Source organism: Tritonibacter litoralis, from assembly GCF_009496005.1.
Taxonomy (GTDB): domain Bacteria; phylum Pseudomonadota; class Alphaproteobacteria; order Rhodobacterales; family Rhodobacteraceae; genus Epibacterium; species Epibacterium litoralis.
Genome location: NZ_WIBF01000012.1, coordinates 49034 through 71298, shown reverse-complemented (window position 1 = coordinate 71298; position 22265 = coordinate 49034). Strand labels below are relative to the sequence as shown.

General features: G+C 60.0%; 21 protein-coding genes. 7 read left to right on the top strand and 14 right to left on the bottom strand.

Translation table 11 applies throughout. The annotated features are described in order from the left end of the window. Positions 1-3: 3 nt before the first annotated feature. The 6 genes from tssE to tssA all read right to left on the bottom strand — a co-directional run bounded on the left by tssE (position 4) and on the right by tssA (position 5114). On the bottom strand, positions 4-501 hold the full coding sequence (tssE, locus tag GFB49_RS16725; RefSeq protein WP_153217082.1) for a type VI secretion system baseplate subunit TssE: 498 nt from the start codon (positions 499-501) through the stop codon (positions 4-6). Next, positions 494-1294 carry a type VI secretion system accessory protein TagJ gene (locus GFB49_RS16720; RefSeq protein WP_153217081.1) on the bottom strand — a complete coding sequence of 267 codons (801 nt, stop codon included), beginning with the start codon at positions 1292-1294 and terminating at the stop codon, positions 494-496. Before GFB49_RS16720 ends, tssE begins: the two co-directional genes overlap by 8 nt. 77 nt (positions 1295-1371) lie before the next feature. Continuing rightward, positions 1372-1875, bottom strand: a complete 504-nt coding sequence (locus GFB49_RS16715) for an Hcp family type VI secretion system effector (protein ID WP_153217080.1) — start codon at positions 1873-1875, stop codon at positions 1372-1374. A 67-nt stretch (positions 1876-1942) separates the two neighbouring features. After that, complete coding sequence (tssC, locus tag GFB49_RS16710) at positions 1943-3439, bottom strand: type VI secretion system contractile sheath large subunit (RefSeq protein ID WP_153217079.1); 1497 nt, start codon at positions 3437-3439, stop codon at positions 1943-1945. 14 nt (positions 3440-3453) lie between these two features. Beyond that, positions 3454-3966: a type VI secretion system contractile sheath small subunit gene (gene tssB / locus GFB49_RS16705; protein ID WP_153217078.1), complete on the bottom strand. Its 513-nt coding sequence runs from the start codon at positions 3964-3966 to the stop codon at positions 3454-3456. A gap of 92 nt (positions 3967-4058) precedes the next feature. Continuing rightward, complete coding sequence (gene tssA / locus GFB49_RS16700; protein ID WP_153217077.1) at positions 4059-5114, bottom strand: type VI secretion system protein TssA; 1056 nt, start codon at positions 5112-5114, stop codon at positions 4059-4061. 237 nt (positions 5115-5351) lie between these two features. On the opposite strand from tssA, the gene GFB49_RS16695 reads away from it, so the two are divergent. From GFB49_RS16695 to GFB49_RS16670, 6 genes are read left to right on the top strand one after another with little or no spacing between them, the layout of a single operon-like run. Next, the gene (locus GFB49_RS16695; protein WP_246149766.1) at positions 5352-6128 is read left to right on the top strand and encodes a hypothetical protein; all 777 of its coding nucleotides are present in this window, start codon (positions 5352-5354) and stop codon (positions 6126-6128) included. Between the two features lie 24 nt (positions 6129-6152). Further along, positions 6153-6587 carry a hypothetical protein gene (locus GFB49_RS16690; protein ID WP_153217076.1) on the top strand — a complete coding sequence of 145 codons (435 nt, stop codon included), beginning with the start codon at positions 6153-6155 and terminating at the stop codon, positions 6585-6587. Positions 6588-6590: 3 nt separating this feature from the next. Then, on the top strand, positions 6591-7208 hold the full coding sequence (locus GFB49_RS16685; RefSeq protein WP_153217075.1) for a MotA/TolQ/ExbB proton channel family protein: 618 nt from the start codon (positions 6591-6593) through the stop codon (positions 7206-7208). A 5-nt stretch (positions 7209-7213) separates the two neighbouring features. Beyond that, positions 7214-7624 (top strand): ExbD/TolR family protein, encoded by a 411-nt coding sequence (locus GFB49_RS16680; protein ID WP_153217074.1) that lies wholly within the window; start codon positions 7214-7216, stop codon positions 7622-7624. Continuing rightward, positions 7621-8019 (top strand): ExbD/TolR family protein, encoded by a 399-nt coding sequence (locus GFB49_RS16675; RefSeq protein WP_153217073.1) that lies wholly within the window; start codon positions 7621-7623, stop codon positions 8017-8019. Before GFB49_RS16680 ends, GFB49_RS16675 begins: the two co-directional genes overlap by 4 nt. Beyond that, positions 8016-9509, top strand: coding sequence for a DUF4384 domain-containing protein (locus GFB49_RS16670; RefSeq protein WP_153217072.1), 1494 nt, complete (start codon positions 8016-8018; stop codon positions 9507-9509). Before GFB49_RS16675 ends, GFB49_RS16670 begins: the two co-directional genes overlap by 4 nt. 12 nt (positions 9510-9521) lie before the next feature. Here the strand turns inward: GFB49_RS16670 and GFB49_RS16665 are convergent, their stop codons facing one another. Beyond that, the gene (locus GFB49_RS16665; protein ID WP_153217071.1) at positions 9522-10826 is read right to left on the bottom strand and encodes a caspase family protein; all 1305 of its coding nucleotides are present in this window, start codon (positions 10824-10826) and stop codon (positions 9522-9524) included. A 160-nt stretch (positions 10827-10986) separates the two neighbouring features. Between GFB49_RS16665 and GFB49_RS16660 the strand changes: the two genes are divergently transcribed. Further along, positions 10987-12084, top strand: a complete 1098-nt coding sequence (locus GFB49_RS16660) for an OmpA family protein (RefSeq protein ID WP_153217070.1) — start codon at positions 10987-10989, stop codon at positions 12082-12084. Here GFB49_RS16660 and GFB49_RS16655 read toward each other — a convergent pair. The 7 genes from GFB49_RS16655 to GFB49_RS16625 all read right to left on the bottom strand — a co-directional run bounded on the left by GFB49_RS16655 (position 12081) and on the right by GFB49_RS16625 (position 22265). Next, positions 12081-12497, bottom strand: a complete 417-nt coding sequence (locus tag GFB49_RS16655; protein WP_246149771.1) for a GNAT family N-acetyltransferase — start codon at positions 12495-12497, stop codon at positions 12081-12083. The genes GFB49_RS16660 and GFB49_RS16655 overlap by 4 nt on opposite strands. A 207-nt stretch (positions 12498-12704) precedes the next feature. After that, positions 12705-14123 carry an alanine/glycine:cation symporter family protein gene (locus GFB49_RS16650; protein WP_153217068.1) on the bottom strand — a complete coding sequence of 473 codons (1419 nt, stop codon included), beginning with the start codon at positions 14121-14123 and terminating at the stop codon, positions 12705-12707. 268 nt (positions 14124-14391) lie between these two features. Further along, positions 14392-15204, bottom strand: a complete 813-nt coding sequence (gene cobA / locus GFB49_RS16645; RefSeq protein WP_153217067.1) for a uroporphyrinogen-III C-methyltransferase — start codon at positions 15202-15204, stop codon at positions 14392-14394. Then, on the bottom strand, positions 15201-17801 hold the full coding sequence (locus tag GFB49_RS16640) for a nitrate reductase (protein ID WP_153217066.1): 2601 nt from the start codon (positions 17799-17801) through the stop codon (positions 15201-15203). Before GFB49_RS16640 ends, cobA begins: the two co-directional genes overlap by 4 nt. After that, the gene (nirD, locus tag GFB49_RS16635) at positions 17798-18133 is read right to left on the bottom strand and encodes a nitrite reductase small subunit NirD (RefSeq protein ID WP_153217065.1); all 336 of its coding nucleotides are present in this window, start codon (positions 18131-18133) and stop codon (positions 17798-17800) included. Before nirD ends, GFB49_RS16640 begins: the two co-directional genes overlap by 4 nt. Continuing rightward, positions 18130-20565, bottom strand: coding sequence for a nitrite reductase large subunit NirB (nirB, locus tag GFB49_RS16630; protein ID WP_153217064.1), 2436 nt, complete (start codon positions 20563-20565; stop codon positions 18130-18132). Before nirB ends, nirD begins: the two co-directional genes overlap by 4 nt. 5 nt (positions 20566-20570) lie before the next feature. Continuing rightward, positions 20571-22265, bottom strand: coding sequence for an ABC transporter ATP-binding protein (locus tag GFB49_RS16625; RefSeq protein WP_153217063.1), 1695 nt, complete (start codon positions 22263-22265; stop codon positions 20571-20573).

Here is a 22265-nt window from a genome sequence, read left to right as displayed (position 1 = left end):
TGATCAGCCCCCCCGATCCACATCAACCTCGCCGGTGGTCAGGTCGACCTTGCTGCGCAAATACAGCTCCAGCGGCATCGGCTGCGCCCACATATCGGCGCGAATATCCAGACCCACGGTCATATCATTGGGGTCATCACCCTCGCGCAGCTCCACATCCACCGAACCTTCGATAATCCGCGGCTCAAACTGGCTGATCGCATTGGCAATCGACCGGCGGATCGCCTCGGCCCGTTCGGGTCCGGTGTATTTGCCCGACACTTCCGCCAGACCAAAGTTCAACACCGAGGCCGCAGCGCTTGGGTATTTTTCTACATCCAGATGGCTTTCGGCGTTCTGCGTGTTGAGCAACCAGGACAGATCCCGCTGGATAATCATCCGCAGCCGGTGCAAATCAATCACCCGGCTGTCACGAGACTCTTTGAGATTGCCGGGCTCATTGTCCGTCAACCGGTCCAACAAGGACGGTTGCAGCCGTTCTGCAAGCGTCTTGTCAGCCATCGGTGTCGGCATCTCCCAGAACCAGAGACCGCACATCCATCACCGCAACATCCGCCTGATCGGTGGCCAGCTGCCGCTGCCCCAGACCCACAAATGTGCCCTGTCCCAAATCCTGCCATTGGGTCGAACGCGCCATTTTGACCGCCTCATCCCCCTGGGTCGACCCCGGATACCGGGTGGGGATCAAGGCCGCCAGCTCACCCCCGTTCACCAACGTCAGCACACCCGCCATCCAGACGGTGTCACGCAGATCGCTCGGCGCTTCGATTTCAAGGGATTTGATCTGCGAAAACGGCAGCCAGTAATATTTGCCGTTGATCAGCACTTCCAACACCGGGCCCAGACGCATGTCCGCATCTGCAACCCACTCAAAAGACACACCATTTAACGTACCACTGGTGGTGGGCGCGGCCTCAAAAGCCTGCCCGCGCAGGGTGGCTGCCTGTTCCACCTGACCGGCCGCCAACAGCTTTTGTGCCTCAATCAGATGGGCCAGCCAGGGTTCCGGTTCGCCCAGGATCAACGGAGCCTTGTCACCCGCAAACACTTTCTCACGGTAGACTTCACAAATAATCGCCTCACGGTAGGTCTGCGCCATCATCGTGGCGCTCTCATCCATCTCCGCGCTGATTTTCAACTGGGCAATTGCCCGTTTCCAGTCCCCTAACACGCACAAAAGCTGAAACAAAAAGATCCGCAGCTTGGCATTGGACGGGTCTTTGCGCACCTTGTCCTGCAAGGCCGCAAGCGCCTGGGTCGGCTCGCCAGCTTTCAAATACTCTTCTGCGGTCATGGCAAGGGCTCCGGAGACACTGGTAAATCAAAAGAATGCCATGCCCCAGACAGCGCCGGGACATGGCCAAGGCCGGATCAATACTCGAACTTGCCTTTTTGTACGTTCCACTTAAAGACGATTGGGCTTTCCAGCTTACCGGTCTTCTGGTTGGTGGACTTATACGTGTGCTCAATCGCGGCATAAGCCAGCGACCATGTCTCTTCCGGGATGCCATCCGCGCTGGCCGACAGGGAATAGCTGTCGATCACCACTTCCTTGAACTTCCATACGGAATATTCCAGCAGGCCATCAGCCTGTGCGTCACCCGAACGACACCAGTGCATGGTGATCTCAGGACGAACCGTGCCGTTGGCCACCGATTTGGCGATCTCGTTGGAGGCTTTGCCCATTTGCGACGTCAGCTCAACCTTACCAAAGTTGGAGTTGGCATGCATACGCTGGGTAGAGCCCAGATCGCTCATCTCGACAGAACGTTCAACGTTCCAGCTCGCCGATTCAATAACAATCCACTTTTCGTGTTTTTGCTCCATCGAATCCCCTTCGATGTCGGAGATCTCGATAAACATGTTCGCAGCCATTGTGCTGTCCTTTCAAAAATCAGTAACCGTTTACGTGAGTTGAGAACCAAGGGTGATTTGTGAAATGTTAACCTCCCTTTTCTGAAGGCAATTTGGATACCAGACGGAGCGAGACCGACAGGCCTTCCAACTGGTAATGCGGGCGCAGGAAGAATTTCGAGCTGTAATAGCCCGGGTTGCCTTCGACCTCTTCCACAACCACTTCCGCCGCAGCCAGTGGTTTGCGCGCCTTTTCAGCCTCTGACGAAATGTCAGCGTTGAAATCTACATAGTTGTTGATCCATTCCTGCAGCCAGTTTTCCATATCCTGACGGCTTTTGAAGGAGCCGACTTTGTCGCGCACCATACACTTCAGGTAATGGGCAAACCGGCAGGTCGCGAACAGATAGGGCAAGCGCGCGCCCAGGTTCGCGTTGGCGGTTGCATCCGGATCGTCATATTCCGCAGGCTTGTGCAAGGACTGCGCGCCCATGAATGTGGCCACATCGGTGTTCTTGCGGTGGATCAGCGGCATCATACCGTTCTTCGCCAGTTCCGCCTCGCGACGGTCGTCAATCGCGATCTCGGTCGGGCATTTCTGATCCACGCCACCATCGGTGGTCGGGAAGGTATGCGATGGCAGATCCTCCAGCGTACCGCCGCTTTCGACGCCACGGATCCGCGAACACCAGCCGTACATTTTAAACGAACGGGTGATATTCACCGCCATGCCATAGGCCGCGTTGACCCAGCCATATTTCTCGCTGCCTGCTCCTGCGGTGTCTTCCTCAAAGGCAAATTCCTCAACCGGATCGGTTTTGGAGCCATAAGGCAGACGGCCCAGGAAACGTGGCATCGCCAGACCCACGTATTTCGCATCTTCGCTGTCACGCAAGCTGCGCCAGGCGGCGTATTCCGGCGTCTGGAAGATCTTGGTCAGATCGCGCGGGTTTGACAGCTCCGACCAGCTGTCCATTTGAAACAATGTCGGCTTCGCACCGGTGATCAGCGGCGCATGGGAGGCGGCAGCGATCTTGGACATCTCCCCCAGCAGCTCAATATCTGGCGGCGAATGATCAAAGTGGAAATCCGCCACAAGGGACCCATAGGGTTCACCCCCCAGCTGGCTGAATTCCTCGGTATAGATCTTCTTGAAGATCGGGGACTGGTCCCAGGCGGTGCCTTTGAACTTCTTCAGCGTCTTGCCCAGTTCCTTTTTGGTGACAGGCATCACCCGGATCTTGAGCATTTCGTCGGTTTCAGTGTTGTTCACCAGGTAATGCAGACCGCGCCACGCGCTTTCCAGCTGCTGGAATTCCTCGTTGTGGAGGATCTGGTTCACCTGTTCGGTCAGCTTCTTGTCGATCTCTGCGACAATGCTCTCGATCGAGCGCAGCGCATCATCCGAGATCAGACCGGCATTGGCCAGCGCCTGTTCGGCCAGCGTCTTGACCGCGCTTTCCACAGCGGTCTTTGCCTGATCCGACTTGGGACGGAATTCTTTTTGCAGAAGGCTCGCAAATTCATTGGAGCCAAAGGCCGCTTCGCCAGCAGCCGCTTCCTGTTGAAGGTCTTGTTCAGCCATCTCGCGCTCCTCTCTTACTCTTCACTCTCGTCGCCGCCGGGTTTCGGCTGCGCAGCAAGGGTTTTCAGAAGGCTCGGATCCTGAATGATCTTGGAGATCAGATCTTCCGCACCGGTTTTCCCGTCCATATAGGTCATCAGGTTCGACAGCTGGGTGCGCGCTTCCAACAGCTCGCGCAGCGGTTCAACCTTGGCGGCGATGGCGGCCGGTTTGAAATCATCCATGCTTTCAAAGGTGATATCCACCGCCAGATTGCCTTCGCCCGTCAGCGTATTAGGCACGGTAAAGGCCGCGCGCGGCGCCATGGATTTCATCCGATCATCGAAGTTGTCGACGTCGATTTCCAGGAACTTGCGATCCGCAACTGCGGGCTGCTCCACCTCGGATTTGCCCACCAGGTCGCTCATCACGCCCATGACAAACGGCAGCTGGACTTTCTTCTCAGCGCCATAAAGTTCCACATCATATTCAATCTGGACCCGCGGCGCCCGATTGCGGGCTATGAACTTCTGTGAACTGTCGGCCATCTAGCTCTCCTTACTCGTCACCTGTTGCTGGCGTCAGCACACAGGCCTGTCGCCATCCCCAAAGGGGATCAATCTTTATGCCCCCAAAGGGGTCAATCATCGTCATCCAGGCCACCGACGATCTGGACATTGTCCATCCCCTCAGGTGCCATATCTTTTACAATCGTCAGGAAGTCCGCCCCCACCAAACGCTTTGCCCGCTCTAACAGAATAGGCAAGGGGCTGGAAGGCTCAACACGTTGATAATATGAAATAATTCTATCTAAAGCGTTGATCACATCCGCAGGCGTATTGATCGCGCCCGGCACCGCAGCCACCGCCGGAGCCGCAGCACCAGCTCCAGATGCAGCCACCGCAGTCTCGTCGCCGGTCTCGGCCTGGGCCTCATCGCCCGCCGCCATACCGCCCAGACTGCGCATCTTCCCCGACAGGGTCCGCAGCAGCTTGATCAGCGGGTCCAGCTCGGGCCCTTCGCCCGGCGTCTTGTCATCAAACACGGCCGAGATTGCGCGCACATCTGCTTCGGCCTGATCCCAAGCCGCCAGCCAGCGCTCCAGCTCATCGCTATCACTGTCCTGAAACGCCGCGCTGACCGTCGCCGCATCCGGCGGGTTTTCCATATCCTCGGGCGCGGCAACCAGCCCCTCGGCCACTTCAATGTCACGCAACGAAAACCGGCCAAAACCCCGGCTGTTCGTCAACGGCACCCGGCGCAGCGAGCGGTAAATCGGCGAGGGTCCCCCCATACCATCAGGCTGGCCACACAGGCCTTGCACCGCGTTGATGCGCATGGTAGCATCGCCGTCGTCCTCATCCAGCTCTGGGTGGCATGTGTCCCAGAATTGCTCCAGACAGCCCCGCACCAATGTGGTGGCTTTGGCAAATTCCTCGGGACCATCCATGTTCAAAACCGCATCCGCCAAAAACACGGCGGCGCGGATCTCATGGCTTTGCTCCAGCACTTCCAAGGCCTTGACGCGCACCTCCCGATAATCCGGATCGCTCGCCTCGATGCGCTCATCGCCCATCACAGACTCTTCGCCCGGCTGGGCCGCCAATTCCATTTCTGTGAAGACTGGGTCGTATTCCAGATTCTCACCGCTGGGCGCGGTGTCACTTTTTGATTGCAATAGGATCTCAGGATCCATGCAACAGCCCCTCCAACTCGTACCTTACCAATTTCGGGTTCTAGCTGCAGAGCCAAGGTGCCCCAACACACATCAGAAACCCGCAGATCGAAAACAATAACTTGACCGAGAGTGAGCCTTATCGGCATCCTAAAGTCAATTGCTTTCACGAGTTTATATGAGTGACACAGTATGGCCGCGACGCGGATTGAAGGCGCAGATATACGTATAATGATGCGCGAAGGCGCAAAAAAAAGCATGAGTTTTGCATTTTCCATGGATGAGAACCGCGATCCTCTGGTGATGATCCAACCCGGCAACAAGCCGGAAACCCTTAGACCTTTAATGAAAAAGTCCGGTGGCAAGATGCCGATGATCTGGGGCACCTACACGGTGCGCTCGGATGTGGCCGAATTTGTCTGTGAAGAATACGCAAAATCGGTACTGTCGCAGCTCAAACGGTTCTTCCAACAAAACCGCCCCGGCGTGAATGTGGTTTTTACGGACAGCGGCGGCAATACGCTCGACAGTCTCAAACCCACGGCTGCCGCCACCCCGGTCGAGGATTCTGATGATCTGGATGTCACCGGCCAGGATCCCCAGGCGGTTGGCCCGCTGATCAAACGGCTGAAACGGATCGAACCGCGCATTGCGCTGGCCCCCGGCGAGCTGGAGCTGAAGATGCGCAAAGCGTTGGCCAAATGTGTCAGCCAAATCAACACCGGCGATCTGCAAATGGCAGAGACAACTCTGACCGTCATCGAACGCGCCATCGCCCGCATCGGCCAAGACCGCGAGGATGAAGACACCGCCATGAACCGCGCCGCGCGCGAGCAACAGGGGCGCGCCCTGCGCTCCAGCGTCGAACGGGCTCGCGCCCTCAGCGCCAATATCGCCCGCACCCCCGGCAGCCCAGCACGGGACAAGCTGGAACGCGCCATCCATCAGGCCGCCCGCCTGCTCAAAGACAAAAACACCGATGAGGCCGACGCCGTCATGGACAAGGTCGAAGCCGCCCTCACTCAACTTAGCTGACGTCACATCTCGCCGGAGAGTTTTATGCCATTTCTGAACCGTTTATCTGCCCTGATCCTGGCCACTGCCCTGCCCGCCTTGGCCCCTTTTGCCGCCCAGGCCCAAGAGACCACATTGGGCGTTGAACTCAACAAAACCGAAGAGATCGAAACCGGCGGTTGCCGCGCCTTCTTTCTGTTTCGCAACCAGACCGGCAAATCCTTTGAGGCCTTTGAAATGTCGCTCGCCATTCTGGATGCGGGTGGCGTGATTGACCGGCTGCTGTCGATCAACGCGGCCCCCCTGCCGGTCAAACGCACCACGCTGAAACTGTTTGAAATTCCCGACATCGCCTGCGCCGATATCTCGGAAATGCTGCTGCATGACCTCCCGGCCTGCACCCCTCAAAACGAAGAGCCTATGGATTGTTTCCCGCTCTTGTCGCTGAGCTCACACGCTGATGCGCAATTGGTGCAGTAACCCATGGGCACGCCATTTGACAGCTTTGGAAACAGCGCCGCGATTCTGGTGCTTTTGGCCCTGATGTCACTGATGTCGGTCGGGGTGATCCTGGCCAAACTGATCCAGCTTTGGCCCGCCACCGCCGGGCGCAGCAATCGCACAGCTGCGCTGCAGGATTGGCGCGGCGGTGACCGCACGGCCGCGGAACGGCGGATTGCCAGCTCCAAAGTGCCCGCCGACCGGGTGCTGCATTACGCCATGACCGCCCTGACCCAGGGCATTCCCACCGCGCCCTTGGAACGCGAATTGGAACGGCGCGGCAACGAGGAGCTGATCCGCCTCAACAGTCTTATCCGCCTGTTAGAGCTGATCGCCATGGTCGCGCCGCTCTTGGGTTTGTTGGGCACGGTTCTGGGCATGATCCAAAGCTTTCAGGATCTGGAATTGGCCCAGGGTGCCGCCAATGCTTCCGTTCTGGCGGGCGGCATCTGGCAGGCGCTGTTGACCACGGCGGCGGGGCTCTTGGTGGCGATTCCGGCGGCGGTGGCCGCAGGGCTGTTCGCCGCCCGGATCGACCGCGCCGCCCAATCCATCGAAAGCGCCGTCAGTGAGCTGATGCTGATCCAAAGCACCCGGTAGCCGCCATGCAGCTGAAACGTCGCCACCGACCGCAGGCTCTGATCTCACTCGTTCCGATGATCGACGTGATGATGATCCTGTTGGTCTTCTTTATGGTGACTTCGACCTATCTGAACCTGGATATGATCCCGGTGGTCCAGCCCGCAGGCCCTGCCAGCACAACCGCCTCAACCGAACGCGCCGCGCTGATGATCCGCATCGCCGCCGACGGCAGTGTCACCGCACGCGGCCAACCGCTGACATCGCAGGATCTGCGCGCATTGTTGACCCAGACCGCAAAAGCCGCGCCGGAAACCCGGCTGTTCCTGTTGCCCTCAGGCGCCGCGCCGTTGCAATCCATGGTGGCGATTATGGACCTTGCGGCGCAATCGGGCCTTTCGGATCTGCGCGTCCTGCGGCTGGAGGGGCGCCCATGAAGCTACGCCGCCCGCCCCGGTCACCCCATTCGGAAACCATCATCACTTTGATCGATGTGGTGTTTTTCCTCTTGGTCTTTTTTATGCTGATCGGGCGCATGGATGCCACCGCGCCGTTTGACGTGACACCACCTGTGGCGGTCAGCGGTCAGGATATGCCCACCGGCGGGCTGACGGTTTCCGTGTCCCAAACCGGCGATCTTGCCTTTGCTGGCGTAACCTACAACCTGGCGGATCTGGCCACGGTGCTGAAACCGGACAGCGACAGCCAGCGCCTGCGCATCAATGCGCACAGCCAGACCCCAACCCGCCATGTGCTGCCGCTGATGACCCTGGGCGAAGACCTTGGCTTTGCTGAGGTGGTGCTGGTTGTCACCCCCGAGGCCCAACCATGACGGGACGGCTGGCGACCTGGGGCCTGGCCCTTGTGGGGTCAGCGCTGCTGCATCTGGGCGGCTACCTTTGGGTCAAACATCAGTTCACCGCGCGCCCCATTCCGCCACAACCCACCGTGACCAGCCAGATGTCGGTCCAATCCGAACCCGTCCGCCAAACCGCCGCTAAATCGGGGGATGCCAGCGGCGAGGCCACGCCGGATCAACCGGCCAGCGGTCAAAGCCTGGCGGCAGGCACCGTGCCGCTATCCACCGCCCGCCCGGTTGTGGCCACTGTCACCCCCCTGCGCGATGTGCCAGACGCCGCCACGCCTGTTGCCGCAGCCAGCCCGTCCGCCAATCCGGTTGCCGCTGCCACACCGACAGCTGCACAGTTGGCGGCCAGCACGCCGCCGTCCGCGCCCGCAAATGCGGCCCCCCTTCCCACTGTTGCCACCGCCGCAGCCGTTCCACCCACCGCCACACTCGTGGCCACCACATCACAGACAACCCTGCTTGTCAGTACCGCCGCACCTCTCACACCCAGCCTCGCAGCGGTAACAAGCAGCCCCGCACCCCTGCCGGTTGCTGCAGCGCCGTCCACCCCGGCCGCTCTGATCACGACCCCCAGCACCGCCCTGTCCGACGCGCCTGCCCCTTCTGAAACCCTGGTTGTTCAGCGCCCCCCCGCTGAGGCAATCACCGCAGAGCTGGCCTTTATGGGAGCCAGCCAGGACATCGACGCGCAATCTCTGGCCGCCTTCCAAAGCTTCACCCGTCCCGGCGATCTGCAGGCCGAGGGGGATCCACTGCGAGACGGGGTCGCGCGGATCCTGTCGCAGGTGCCCTGCGCCCGGCTGCAGGTGGAATTTGATCCTGATACCGCCACACTGGCCTTGCGCGGTCATGTGCCCGACGCGAACCTCAAAGCGCCGGTTCTGGATTTGCTGCAGCAGCAGATGGGCGGCAATATCGCCGTCTCGGACCAGATGGCGCTGCTGCCCCGCCCCCAATGCGGCACCTTGCAAGCCATTGAAAACGTGGGCCTGCCGCAAAGCACCGATCAGATCACCAACCCCGCGCTGTTGGGGGCGGACACCCATGTGCGCGTCTTTGACTTTCGCGCAGGGGATCTGTTGTTTCTGGACCTCACAGGGCCGGATTACCCGGCCTTTGTGTACGTGGATTACATGGACGCGGGCGGCAATGTGCTGCATCTCAGCCCCAATGAACACGCCCCCCTGATCGAACTGTCACCGGCGCAGCCCTTCTCGGTTGGGGCGCGCGCGGGTCAGACCAAGGGGCTGCAACTGGTCATTGCGCCCCCCTTTGGCCAAGAGATCGTGGTGGCCTTTGCCGCATCTCATCCCATTAACATCGGCCCGCGCCCCTTGGTGGAACCGGCGGGACCGTATCTGGAGGCGCTCAAATCCGGCATCGCAACGGCCCGCGCCGCGATCCCGGATTTCAAAGGGGAATGGGTGTATTTTCTGGTCTCAACCGGACCCTAAACCGGCAGCGCGTCAGGGGCAGGAATTATCTGCCCAGGCCCGCAGCACCGTTTTGAACTGCCCGCCAAAGGGATGCGGCTTGTGCAGCGACCGGGCCGAGGCCGTCACTTGATACCGCTGCCCCTGTTCACACAGACGCTCCCGGTTCCACTCGTGACAATTTGCACAGGTCTGCCCTTTCCACACTTCTTCGGGCAGGCCTTCGATCGGGGCGTAATTGGGCGTTGACGTGATCAGCTCAGCCATGCTGCGCCCGCCCAATTCCGGCAAATCCCGGGTGATCGGCGCGGTGAATGTGACCGACGCCAGCCCGGCAATCGGTACTGCAGTTGCCGCAGGCGCCTGGCTTTGCAGCGCGGCCAGCGCAATCCGCGCCGCATTCAGATGTTCGCCCATCGGATAGACGCGCAGATATTCCTCCAAGGCTTCAATGGTATTGGCGGACTCGGCGGCGCGGAACATCGCCGTTTCTGCCGAAGGCAGCGCCGCCACCGCCTCAGGAAGGGCTGAGACTTTGGGAACCGAGGCCACAACAGGTTCAAAGGGCGCAGGCGTTGTATTGCCCGAGCGGAAGGAAAAATCGCTCACCAATGAGGAGGTGTCCCAGGGCGTCTGTAATCCCTGGCTTTGGGACAGCACATCGCGGCGGACGTTTTTAAACGCCTGTTCGATCTGCAACCCCGGCACATCCATCTGCCGCACAAGGGCCGCGGTGAACGGGCTGTTGCTGCCCTCCCCGTCAAAGGCCACTTCCCCCGGCGCGGTGGCATAGGCCACAAAGCTGCCGGTCGGGGCTTTCATTTCCGCCAGACCGTTTTGATCCAGCTCTGCCACAGTTTCAAACGGGTTGTTCCGGCAGGCGTCCAGAATAACAATATTGGTGCGATTGCGGGCCGATGCCATCTGGCGCAGTACAGACTGTGCTTCCACCGCCACCAAATCCAGATCCGCCGCATCCAAAAGCGCCACATCCACCGGCAGCAGATAGTTGTTGCCAAAGCTCTGCACCCCGTGACCGGCATAGTAAAACAGCCCCGTCGTCTCTTCGCCTGCGGTGCGCAGATCGCGACCGAACTGGGCAATGGCGCGTTTCATGGTGATCTGATTGGCATCCACCAACAGACGCACATCAAACCCCAACCGCTCCAGCGTTGACGCCATCAAACGCGCATCATGGCTTGGATTGTCCAACGGCGACACCTGCCCATAGGCACTGTTGCCCACAACCAATGCAATACGTGGTTCCGCCACGGCAGACACCGCCTGCAGCGCAAACGACAAAACCAACAAAAGAACTGACCAGAAACGAAGGACCATTTAACCTTTCACTCAGACTAAAAACGGATGCTACTTTGAACCCGTACGGTTGCATTTACGTGTTGCCTCAGCAATCCTTGGCTTTGCTAAGTGCTTTCGTTTTACGGAAACTTTCCGACCTGTCCCCAAGCGGACACATGTCATTTAACAAGTGAGCCTTATGAAACGGTTTCTCCTTCTTCTCACCAGTCTTCTGGTCTTGCAATCCCCAGCCCTCGCCCGCTCTGCGTTTGAGGGCGGCTGGACCCTTCAACCAGACAGCTCAAACCTCAGCTTTACATCGATCAAAAAAGGCTCGGTTGCGGAAACCAGCCATTTTGACCGCCTCGAAGGCCAGATCGACCCCTCGGGCCTGGTGCGCCTTCGGGTCGAGCTGGAGTCGGTTGATTCTGGCATCGATATCCGCAACGTCCGTCTGCGCTTCCTGTTCTTTGAGACTTTCACATATCCTTTGGCCGAAATTGTGGCACAGGTCCGCGAAGAGGACATCGCGGGCCTCTCTTATGGGCAAAGCCGCCACCTGGTCCTGCCCCTGTTGCTGACCTTGCATGGGATCACCGCCGAGGTGGATGCCAATGTCCGTGTGACGCTGCACAGCGATCAGGACGTGTCGATCCACACGCTGCAGCCGGTGGTCGTGCCTGTTGAAACCTTTGATCTAATGCAGGGGTTTCGCAAACTGGAAGAGGCCGCCGAGGCCAAGATTACCCCCCTGGCGCTGGTCACCGCAGATTTCCATTTCCACCGCCCCGCCGGAGCAACCACCACCCCGGTAACTGCCGCCAGCGCAGAGCCGCAGACCACAGCCACCGCCGCAAAACCTGTGGCCGTTGCCCCATCCGCCGCCGCAACCCCGGCCCCAACGGCAGTGGAACGCGCTGCCAATGTGCAGACCGGCGGCTGCCTGGGCGGGCTGATGCAAATGGTTCAATCGACCAAAGTCTCCTTTGCCGATGGTGGTGCCACGCTGACCCCCGATGCGCGGGGCGCGCTGGATCAACTGGCGCAGGCGCTCTTTGGCTGCCCGGCGGCCATGCTGGAAATTGCTGGCCACACCGACACCACGGGATCCGCGACGTCCAACAAACGCCTCAGCCAGCGGCGGGCCGAACGGGTGGCGTCTTATCTGGCGCAAAAGGGCATTCCAGAGCAGCGTCTGGCCGCCGTCGGATATGGCGAGGCCTTCCCGCTGGTGCCCAATACCAGCGATGAGAACCGCGCCCAGAACCGGCGCATCACCATGCGGATCCTGAATTAAACGCCGTCCAGATCCAGACGGAATTTCAAAAACTGCGCGCCGTCCTGTGTGACCTCACCCAGGGCGGCGGCCCCCATCCGACGCAACGCACCCAGATGGCGCCGACTTGGTGGCAACAGGAAAGTGACAAATGGGATGCGCGGATCCTGTCGTGCCCAGGCCAAAGCCTGCCGGGTGATCCGCAGACCCAGACCAAAGGCTTCGGGCGTCAGGACCAGACCAAAATCCCATTCGTCCCCTTCTTTCTGGAATCCACCCCAGCCGACATAAGCCCCGTCTGCCAAGATCGCCCAATGGCCCAGCCCATCGCGTTGCCAACAGGCTTCCTTGGCCGCAACCAAATCCCGGCTGTGCGCATCATCCCATGCCCCGGTCAACAGGGGCAGATGCACCGCCACCCGTGGATCAGACATATGCGCGGTGATCACGGTCACTGGGATCTTGGGCAGACGGGTGAACTCAATCTCGGGCAATGGGGTGGTCCTTTTGAACAGATCCCCCAGACCTGCCCTGCCACATGACACGCGTCAATCACTCTGGCGCAGACGTGAACACATGAAAAAACCGCCCTCCCCTTTAGGGGAGGACGGCAGCGTTTTATCAGATCAGTTGGACCCGCCTCAGCTGCGCTTGGGCCAGGCTTTGGGGTCCAGATCCAGATCCGGGAAGTCTTCGATATTCAGAACCGGTCGTTCGACACCCGCCTTCAACTGCTTGCGGAAATCGTTCAAGATACGCATCGCAACCGGGAACAGCATCATGATGACCATCAGGTTCACCAGCGCCAGAACTCCCATCATCGGATCCGAGAAGAAGAAGACCGAAGTCGCCGAAGGCGCAACCGCCCCCAGAAGCACCACCCCAACCACGCCGATGCGCAGCAGATGGATACCAATCGGGCTCTTCCACAGAACCGCCATTGCGTTTTCACCCAGGTAATAGTTGTAGATGATCGACGAGAAGGCAAACAGCAGCACCGCACCGGTCAGGAAATACTGGGTCCAATCGCCCAGATGCGCCACCAGCGACTGTTGGGTCAGAGCCACACCGTTCACGTCTTCTGCACCCGGCTGATAAACGTCACCCAGCAGGATCACAAATGCCGTGCAGGAACAGATGATGATTGTGTCGATAAACACGGAAAACGCCTGCGTAATACCCTGGCTGATCGGGTGACGGACTTCTGCCGTCGCCGCCACGTTCGGCGCTGAGCCCAGACCCGCCTCGTTCGAGAACAGACCGCGACGCAGACCTTGCGCAATGGCCGCACCCATACCGCCGCCAACGGCCTCTTCCAGACCAAAGGCATTGGCAAAGATCGACGACAGAACCGCCGGGATCTCGCCCGCATTCATGACAATCACAACCAGCGACAGGCCGATATAGCCAAAGGCCATGATCGGAACCACGATATCGGCGGCTTTGGCGATGCGGTGAATACCACCGTAAACGATGAAACCGGTCAGAACCGCTAGGAAACCACCAGTGTACCAGCGATCAATCCCCAGGGAGTCATTGGCCGCAGCAGCAACGGTATTGCCCTGAAACGCGACAAAGCCTACACCAAAGGCCGCCAGCAGACAGACCGCATAAACGATCGCCAGCCAACGATAGTTCGAACCCAGGCCGTGAATGATCGCCAGCGCCGGGCCACCGCGATAATCGCCATCGTCATCGGCCCGTTTGAACAGCTGCGCCAGCGAACATTCGACCAGACTGGTGGCCATGCCAACCAGGGCAATGGCCCACATCCAGAACACAGCACCCGGACCACCCAGGGTGATCGCAACCGCCACACCGGCGATGTTCCCACCGCCGACACGACCACCAATCGACACCAACAGCGCCTCACGCGCGGAAATCTTGTTCCCATCCTCAGGACCGCGGGTCAGAACCCGGAACATGCGACCAAAGAATTCAAACTGAACAAAACCGGTGGCCATGGTGATAAACACACCCAGGATCACCAGAATAGGGATGAGCGACCACCCCCAAGTCAGGTCTCCAACAAGACCAAAGAAACTCTCAATATGAGCCATTATCCCCTCCAAATGCCCTTGTGTGGGCTGGAATTTTTTTAGTGGGGCGTGGCCTATAGAGGGGGCGGCGGAGTGTCAATCACTGCACATTTTTTAATCTTCAACCCCATTTGTGCCCATAGTTTAATCAAAGCCGCTATGCAGCAGGTGCAACGCTGCGTCACAAATGGGATTTTTCTTGATATTTCAACAACTCACGCAACTGGCCTTTCCGCGCAAAAACGAGGCTAGACCGAACCAAAACAGCCCGTAAAAATATTCTGTGAAATCAACCGGCAACCGCAGAAGTCAGCGCAACAGCCGCTGTTTCGCGACTCACCTTCTTGGGCGCGCGCAGGAAAATGATCGCCGGGTGGCTGATCTTGGCCGCGTGCATCTGCTCGGGCAGATGGCCGATCTGCGCATGCAAAACCGCCTCCCCCGGTTTGCTGGCCGAGGCGACGACCTGCACCGCCATATCGGCCGCAAACCCAGCCTCCAACAGCTGCCGCCGCAGGTCTTCGGCGGTGCGCGTCGCCATATAAAGCGCCACGCTGGTGCCCGGTTGTAACAGCGCCGCAATATCCGGCGCGGTGTCCCCCTCGCGGCAGGTTCCGGTGGCAAACACCACCCGGTCGCTCAGCCCTCGGCTGGTCAGCGATTGCCCCAATGTGGCCGCCGCCGCGCTTGCAGCGGTGATGCCGGGGATGATCTCAACCGCGATCCCCGCCGCAAGGGCCGCGGCCCGCTCTTCATCGGCGCGACCAAAGATACTGGGGTCCCCACTTTTCAGACGCACCACATGTTTACCGGTCTGCGCCATTGCCACCATCAGCTGGTTGATCGCCTCCTGTGGCCAGGCACAGGCGCCGACCTCTTTGCCGACAAACATCTGTTCGGCCTTCGGGTTCACCAACTCAAGCACCTCCGGCTCGATCAGACGGTCAAACAGCACCATATCGCAGGTCTGCAAAACCCGCAGCGCTCGAAGCGTCAGTAGATCCGCCGCTCCGGGCCCCGCCCCCACCAAAGAGATTCGGCCCTGGGGGCCTTCTGCCGGAACAAAAAGGTCCAGGGCCGACAAGTTGGGGAGTAGTGTCATTCCGCAGCCATCCTCTGGTTGCTGGTGGAGTCGAGAAGCTCTTGAATTTCAGGCGTGCAGGATCCGCAATTGGTACCTGCGCCGGTGCACTCTCCCAACAGCGGGATTGTATTTGCACCACCGGCAATCGCGCGGCGCAGATCTTCGCGGCCCACATCCATACAGGCGCAGACAATCGCCCCTTTGGCGGGTTGATCAGCACCGGGCACCCCGGCCAGAACCTGCAAAGGCGCAATCTCTCTGCCGATCTGGTCAACACTGGCACTGCGCGCCACCGCCACGGGCGCAGGCCCGGCAAAGAACACACCAGCCAGAACCGGCCCCCGATGGATCGCCACACGCACCAGACCCCGCGCGGCATCCTCAACCACGCTGGCCTCCCCGTCCGGCAGGTTCAGGATCTGGCGGGCTTCACCCTCCCAGTCCTGCGGCAACTTGTGGCCTGCAACTTCGGCACGCCAGCCCGTCTTGGTCCGGGCCACGGCGGCATAGGGGCGCGCGGGCGACATCTGCGCCGCGCTGGCGGCAAACCCGTACCAGCCCGCAACATAGGGCGTGACCCCGACGCTGGATCCCTTCAGCGCCGGCTGACCCGAGACCGGATCCACCACGCCGGTGACCAGCGCATTGACCCGCCCCTGGCTTGCTGTTTCACCGGTCCAATGCATCGGGGCAAAACACTCGCCTGCCCGCACCTTGTCCGAGACCAAGACCCGCAACAACGCGCGGCCGTGGTTGTTCTTCACCTCCGCCAGACCGGCCTCCTCCAGACCAATCCGGGCGGCGTCCTCTGGGTGAATTTCCAGATAGGGTTCCGCCAGATGCGCGCCCAGTTGTGGCGCGCGCCCCGTGCGGGTCATCGTATGCCACTGGTCACGCACCCGACCTGTGTTCAGCCGCAGCGCGGTGCCGTGATCTGCCAGCACAGGTGGTGTGATCGCCAGCATCCGCGCCTTGCCATCCGCATGGTAAAACCCACCCCCGGCAAAAAACCGTTTGGGGCTCACCCCATCCGCCGGAACCGGCCAAACCGTGGGCGCCAGCGCATCGTAATCGCTGTCGCTCAGATCCGCGAGACCCGAGATATCAAAATCCCGCCCCTGATGTGCGGCCACGCCGGACAGCGCCGCGTGTTCGCGGAACACCTCAGCTTCATTGGCGAAATCAAAGGCCTCAGCCCAACCCATCCGGCGGCCCACCTCGGCGATAATCGCCCAATCCGGGCGCGCCTCACCTGGGGTTGGCAAAAACGGGCGCTGGCGCGAGATGCAGCGTTCGGAATTTGTCACAGTGCCCGATTTCTCACCCCAGCCGGTGGCGGGCAGCAACAGGTCACAGCATTTATTGGTATCGGTGCCGGCCAGAATATCGCTGACCACGGTAAAGGGCACGGTTCTGATCGCCTCGGCCACCTGATCGGCTTCGGGCATGGACACGGCCGGGTTTGTCGACATCACCCACAGCGCCTTGATCTTGCCATCGGCGCAGGCCTGGAACAGATCGACCGCTTTCAAACCCGGCTTATCCGCCATCCGAGGCGCCGCCCAGAATTCACGCACCGCGCTGCGATGGCCCGCGTTTTCCAGATCCAGATGGCAGGCCAGCATATTCGCCAGCCCCCCCACCTCGCGCCCGCCCATGGCATTGGGCTGGCCGGTCATGGAAAACGGCCCCATGCCGGGGCGTCCGATGCGCCCAGTGGCCAGATGGCAGTTGAGGATCGCATTGACCTTGTCACTGCCACAATAGGACTGGTTCACCCCCTGACTATAAAGCGTCACCACCTTCTCGGTGGAACACCACATGTCCAGAAACTGCGCAATCTCATCCTCAGGGAGACCGCAGGGATGCGGCGTCCCTGCGGCCTCTAATGCCGCACCCAGGCCCTCCACATGGGCATCGACATATTCCTGATTGATCAGCCCACGGCGCGAAATCTCAGCCAGCAGGCGGTTGAACAAGGCCGCATCCCCATCGGGCGCAATCGCCAGATGCAGGTCGGCGGATTTGGCGGTGGCGGTGCGACGCGGGTCAATCACCACAATCTTCATATTGGGCCGCGCGGCTTTGGCGGCTTCCAGACGGCGGAACAGAACCGGGTGGCACCAGGCGGTATTTGACCCCACCAGCACCACCAGATCCGCCTGCTCGAAATCCTCATACTGGCCCGGCACCGTATCGCTGCCAAAGGCGCGTTTATGCCCGGCCACGGATGAGGCCATGCACAGGCGTGAATTGGTGTCGATATTGGCCGAGCCGATGAAGCCTTTCATCAGCTTGTTCGCCACATAGTAATCTTCGGTCAGCAACTGACCCGAGACATAAAACGCCACCGAATCCGGACCGTGGTTGCGAATGGCGGCCAGGAATTTTTCCGCCACCAATCCCAACGCGTGATCCCAGCTGACGTCTTTGCCCCCTAGGCGGGGCGCCAGCAAGCGCCCTTCCAATCCAACCGTGTCCCCCAAAGCGGTACCTTTGGAGCATAAACGCCCAAAGTTCGCCGGGTGATTGGGATCACCCGAAACAGGCGTATCTGGCTGGGCCAGAACCCCACATCCAACACCACAATAGGGACAGGTCGTACAGGTTGTCATTCGGCAGCTCGCAGTTGAAGGAAAGAGGCTTCCAGCATGATCCGGCCCTCGGCCACCTGCGCGGGATAGGTCGCAACCTGCCCCTCATCCGCGCCTTGGGCCTGACCTGTTTCCAGATCAAACACCCAATTGTGCAGCGGGCAGGTTACGGATTTGCCATGCACGATCCCTTCGGCCAGGGGGCCCTGTTTGTGCGGGCAGGCATTGTCCAGCGCATAAACCTCATCCTCGGCGGTGCGAAACACCGCCACGCAGCCAAAGGTGGTTTTGATCACCCGCGCGCCGCGCTGAGGCACCGCATCCAAAGCTCCGATATCGATCCAGTCGCTCATTCTGCTGCCTCCAGTTTCTTGAAGTCGGCCAGGGGTTTGTAGCTTTCGGCCTTGTCCTTGACGTGTTCCGCCCAAGGGTCCTTGCGATAGATGGTCTGGGACAGTTCGAACCGCTCCACCAGCGCCTTGCGCTCGTCCAGATCATTGACCCGCTCAGCGATCCATTCGATGCCCACTTTGGCCATCCATTTGTAGATCCGGTCCAGATATTTGGCGTTCTCGCGGTACATCTGCGTCACCGCTTTGATCACGTCGATTGCCTCGTCTTCGCTGTCCACTTGGATCAGCCCGGTGGTCTCGCGCACATCCATGCCCGCGGCGCCGCCGATCGACACCTGATAGCCGCTGTCGACACAGACAACGCCAATGTCCTTGCAGGTGGCTTCGGCACAGTTGCGCGGACAGCCCGACACGCCCAGCTTCAGCTTATGCGGCGTCCACGACCCCCACAGCTCCTTCTCCAGCTTGATTCCAAGGCCGGTGGAATCCTGCGTGCCAAACCGGCAGTGATCGGTGCCCACACAGGTTTTCACCGTGCGCAGACCTTTGGAATAGGCATGGCCTGACACCAGACCGGCCTTGTTCAGATCGGCCCAGATCTCTGGCAGGTCTTCGCCTTTGACACCCAACAGGTCGATCCGCTGACCGCCGGTGACCTTCACCGTGGGAACCGCAAACTTATCCGCCGCATCGGCAATCGCACGCAGCTCATCCGGCGTGGTGATCCCACCCCACATGCGTGGCACGACTGAGAATGTGCCGTCCTTCTGGATGTTGGCGTGTTTGCGTTCGTTGATGAAACGGCTTTGCGGATCGTCCTTATACTCCAGCGGCCAATCGGCCAGCAGGTAAAAATTCAGCGCCGGACGGCAATGGTGACACCCACAAGAGGTCTTCCACCCCAGCTCCTGCCAGACGGCGGGCATGGATTTCAGCTCTTTGGATTTGATCAACCGCCGCACGTCCTCATGGGTCAGATCGGTACAGCCACACATCGGCTTGGCCGTAGGCATCACGAAATCATCGCCCAATGTGGTGGCCAGCACCTGCTCCACCAGACCGGTACAGGTCCCGCACGAAGCCGAGGCCTTGGTCACCGCTTTTATCGCATCCAGATCGGTTGCCCCATTCTGGATCGCTTCAACAATCTGACCTTTACATACGCCGTTGCAGCCGCAGATTTCTGCGTCAGCCGGTAAGGCTGCAACGGCCGCCATAGGGTCCAGCGGTTCTCCCCCCTGATAGGCAGGACCAAAGATCAACGTCTCGCGCATCTCTGAAATATCGGTCTTGTCCTTGATCAGGCCAAAGAACCAATTACTGTCGGCGGTATCCCCGTAAAAGACCGCGCCAACCACGATGTTGTCTTCAATCACCAACCGTTTGTAGACACCGCGCGCCGGATCGCGGAACACGATATCCTCGCGCCCTTCGGCTTCCGAAAAATCCCCGGCCGAGAAGAGATCACAGCCCGTGACCTTCAGCTTGGTCGACAGTTCCTTTTGCACAAAGGCGGCGTCCTGCCCCATCAGGGTCTGCGCCAGCACTTTGGCCTGGTCATACAAAGGCGCCACCAATCCAAACAGCGCCCCGTTGTGTTCGACACATTCGCCAACGGCCAAGATGTTTTCATCCGAGGTCAGCATCTGGTCATCCACATGGATGCCCTTGCCAACCGCCAGCCCGGCCTCTTGCGCCAAGGCCACATTGGGGCGAATGCCCACCGCCATGACCAACAGATCACAGGGCAGCTCGGTCCCGTCATCCAACAGCAGCGCACGGACTTTGCCGTTCTCACCCAGGATCTCTTTGGAATTGGCAGAGCATTTGACCGTAATGCCCTTTTCCACCAGCGCCTTGCGCAGCAGATAACCCGCCGCCTCATCCAGCTGGCGTTCCATCAGATGCGGCATGATGTGGACAACGGTCACATCCACACCCCGCGCCGCCATCCCAGCCGCTGCCTCCAGACCCAACAGACCGCCGCCAATGACAACCGCCTTGTGACCTTCGCCCAGCGACATCATCCGCTCGGTGTCTTCCAGATCGCGGTAGGCAATCACACCGTCCAGGTCATGCCCCGGCAGCGGGATCATGAAGGGGTTCGACCCGGTGCCAAACACCAACTTGTCATAGGCCAGCACATCGCCGTTTTCCGCCGTCACCGTCTTGGCCGCGCGGTCGATGCCAGAAACCTTCTCGCCAAACCGGCAGGTCACATTGCGTTCTGCGTACCAGGCGTCATCATGGGTCACGATATCCTGATAGGTCTGATCCCCCGCCAAAACCGGCGACAGCATGATCCGGTTATAGTTGCCACGCGGCTCCGCGTTAAACAGGGTGACGTCGACATCCGCCCCGTTGTCAAAAAGGTGCTCCAACACCCGGCCCGAGGCCATGCCCGCACCAATTACGATTATCTTCTGTGTCATCTCTTTCACTCCGCTGCGATCGGCTTGGCCGCCGCTTTGGGTTTGGGCTGGGATTTTGGGGTGGCGCCGTGTTCGTATTCCTCAAGGAAGTCGAGCACGTCCTGGCGATAGCGGTAGTAATCCGGGTGCTCCAGCAACGCCTTACGGGTGCGCGGGCGCGGCAGGTCCACATCCACGATCTTGCCGATGGTCGCTTGCGGCCCGTTGGTCATCATCACCACGCGGTCCGCCAGCAGGATGGCTTCGTCCACATCATGGGTCACACAGATCGCGGTCACCTTGGTCCGCGACCAGACCTCCATCAGAACCTCTTGCAGCTCCCAACGGGTCAAGCTGTCCAGCATCCCAAAGGGTTCATCCAGCAACAAAAGCTTTGGCGACAAGGCAAAGGCCCGCGCAATCCCCACCCGCTGCTGCATGCCGTTGGACATGGACGATGCAGGCTTGTCCATCGCATCCGCCAGACCCACACGTTCCAGGTAATACTCCACCACATCCTGCCGTTCGGCTTGGCTGGCCTTGGGATAGACCTTGTCGACCCCGATGGCGCAATTCTCCCGCGCCGACAGCCAGGGGAACAGGTTCGGCGACTGGAACACCACCGCGCGTTCCGGGTCCGCGCCCTCAACGTGCTTCTTATCCAGCTTGATCGCCCCTTTGGAGATCTCATTCAGCCCCGCCGCCATGGTCAGAACCGTGGATTTACCACAGCCCGAATGCCCGATCAGCGAGATAAACTCCCCCTTGTTGATCTGCAGATTGAAATCTTCGACTACCGTCAACGGCCCTTTGGGGGTTGGGTAGACTTTGTGCAGCTGCGAGAAATCCAGAAACCGTTCTTCGGTCAGGGATTTCGACGCCTCGGTCACCGCTGTCGGCAGCCCGTGGATCGGGGTCACATCCGGCAGCTCCTTGGTGCCTTCCGCCTTGGCCTCGATCCCGACATCCATCAGGTAATTGGTGACCTGCATCCGCAGCTGTTTGAACCCCTCGTGATGGTTCATCTCACTGCGCTCGCGCGGGCGTGGAATGGTGACCTTGAACTCATCCCCCAAGGTGCCATCCGGGTTAAGCGCAATGATCCGATCCGCCAACAGGATGGCTTCATCCACATCATTGGTGATCAGCACACAGGTCTTCTTGTCCGCGTCCCAGATCGCCTCGATCTCATCCGCCAGATTGGCCCGCGTCAGCGCATCCAAGGCCGACAGCGGCTCATCCAGCAGCAGCATTTCCGGATCCATCGCCAGAGCGCGGGCCACGTTGACCCGCTGACGCATGCCCCCCGACAGTTCGGCAGGGCGCCGCGTGGTGGCATGTCCCAGCCCTACCATCTTGACGTAATGATCAACCTTGGCCGCCTTCTCCGCTTTGGAGAGACCGGGGAACATCGTGTCCACCGCCAGGCTCACATTGCCGTTCACCGTCAGCCAGGGCATCAACGAGTAACTCTGGAAGATCACACCGCGCTCCGGCCCCGGACCGTTAATCGGCTTGCCCTTAAAGCTCACAGATCCCTGCGTCGGCGTCTCAAGTCCCGCCATCAGATTGATCAGCGTTGTCTTGCCAGTGCCCGAAAATCCAAGGAGCACAAGGAACTCGCCCTCCTCAACTTGCAGATTGATGTCGTTGAGAACTTCGGTTTTGCCCGCGCCTTCACCAAAGCTCTTGTAGACGTTTTTGAATTCCAACACAGCCAT

Bases quoted from the DNA above. Each gene is read 5' to 3' on its own strand.
- tssE (WP_153217082.1), bottom strand. From the start codon at position 501: ATGGCTGACAAGACGCTTGCAGAACGGCTGCAACCGTCCTTGTTGGAC.
- GFB49_RS16720 (WP_153217081.1), bottom strand. From the start codon at position 1,294: ATGACCGCAGAAGAGTATTTGAAAGCTGGCGAGCCGACCCAGGCGCTT.
- GFB49_RS16715 (WP_153217080.1), bottom strand. From the start codon at position 1,875: ATGGCTGCGAACATGTTTATCGAGATCTCCGACATCGAAGGGGATTCG.
- tssC (WP_153217079.1), bottom strand. From the start codon at position 3,439: ATGGCTGAACAAGACCTTCAACAGGAAGCGGCTGCTGGCGAAGCGGCC.
- tssB (WP_153217078.1), bottom strand. From the start codon at position 3,966: ATGGCCGACAGTTCACAGAAGTTCATAGCCCGCAATCGGGCGCCGCGG.
- tssA (WP_153217077.1), bottom strand. From the start codon at position 5,114: ATGGATCCTGAGATCCTATTGCAATCAAAAAGTGACACCGCGCCCAGC.
- GFB49_RS16695 (WP_246149766.1), top strand. From the start codon at position 5,352: ATGAGTTTTGCATTTTCCATGGATGAGAACCGCGATCCTCTGGTGATG.
- GFB49_RS16690 (WP_153217076.1), top strand. From the start codon at position 6,153: ATGCCATTTCTGAACCGTTTATCTGCCCTGATCCTGGCCACTGCCCTG.
- GFB49_RS16685 (WP_153217075.1), top strand. From the start codon at position 6,591: ATGGGCACGCCATTTGACAGCTTTGGAAACAGCGCCGCGATTCTGGTG.
- GFB49_RS16680 (WP_153217074.1), top strand. From the start codon at position 7,214: ATGCAGCTGAAACGTCGCCACCGACCGCAGGCTCTGATCTCACTCGTT.
- GFB49_RS16675 (WP_153217073.1), top strand. From the start codon at position 7,621: ATGAAGCTACGCCGCCCGCCCCGGTCACCCCATTCGGAAACCATCATC.
- GFB49_RS16670 (WP_153217072.1), top strand. From the start codon at position 8,016: ATGACGGGACGGCTGGCGACCTGGGGCCTGGCCCTTGTGGGGTCAGCG.
- GFB49_RS16665 (WP_153217071.1), bottom strand. From the start codon at position 10,826: ATGGTCCTTCGTTTCTGGTCAGTTCTTTTGTTGGTTTTGTCGTTTGCG.
- GFB49_RS16660 (WP_153217070.1), top strand. From the start codon at position 10,987: ATGAAACGGTTTCTCCTTCTTCTCACCAGTCTTCTGGTCTTGCAATCC.
- GFB49_RS16655 (WP_246149771.1), bottom strand. From the start codon at position 12,497: ATGTCTGATCCACGGGTGGCGGTGCATCTGCCCCTGTTGACCGGGGCA.
- GFB49_RS16650 (WP_153217068.1), bottom strand. From the start codon at position 14,123: ATGGCTCATATTGAGAGTTTCTTTGGTCTTGTTGGAGACCTGACTTGG.
- cobA (WP_153217067.1), bottom strand. From the start codon at position 15,204: ATGACACTACTCCCCAACTTGTCGGCCCTGGACCTTTTTGTTCCGGCA.
- GFB49_RS16640 (WP_153217066.1), bottom strand. From the start codon at position 17,801: ATGACAACCTGTACGACCTGTCCCTATTGTGGTGTTGGATGTGGGGTT.
- nirD (WP_153217065.1), bottom strand. From the start codon at position 18,133: ATGAGCGACTGGATCGATATCGGAGCTTTGGATGCGGTGCCTCAGCGC.
- nirB (WP_153217064.1), bottom strand. From the start codon at position 20,565: ATGACACAGAAGATAATCGTAATTGGTGCGGGCATGGCCTCGGGCCGG.
- GFB49_RS16625 (WP_153217063.1), bottom strand. From the start codon at position 22,265: ATGGCTGTGTTGGAATTCAAAAACGTCTACAAGAGCTTTGGTGAAGGC.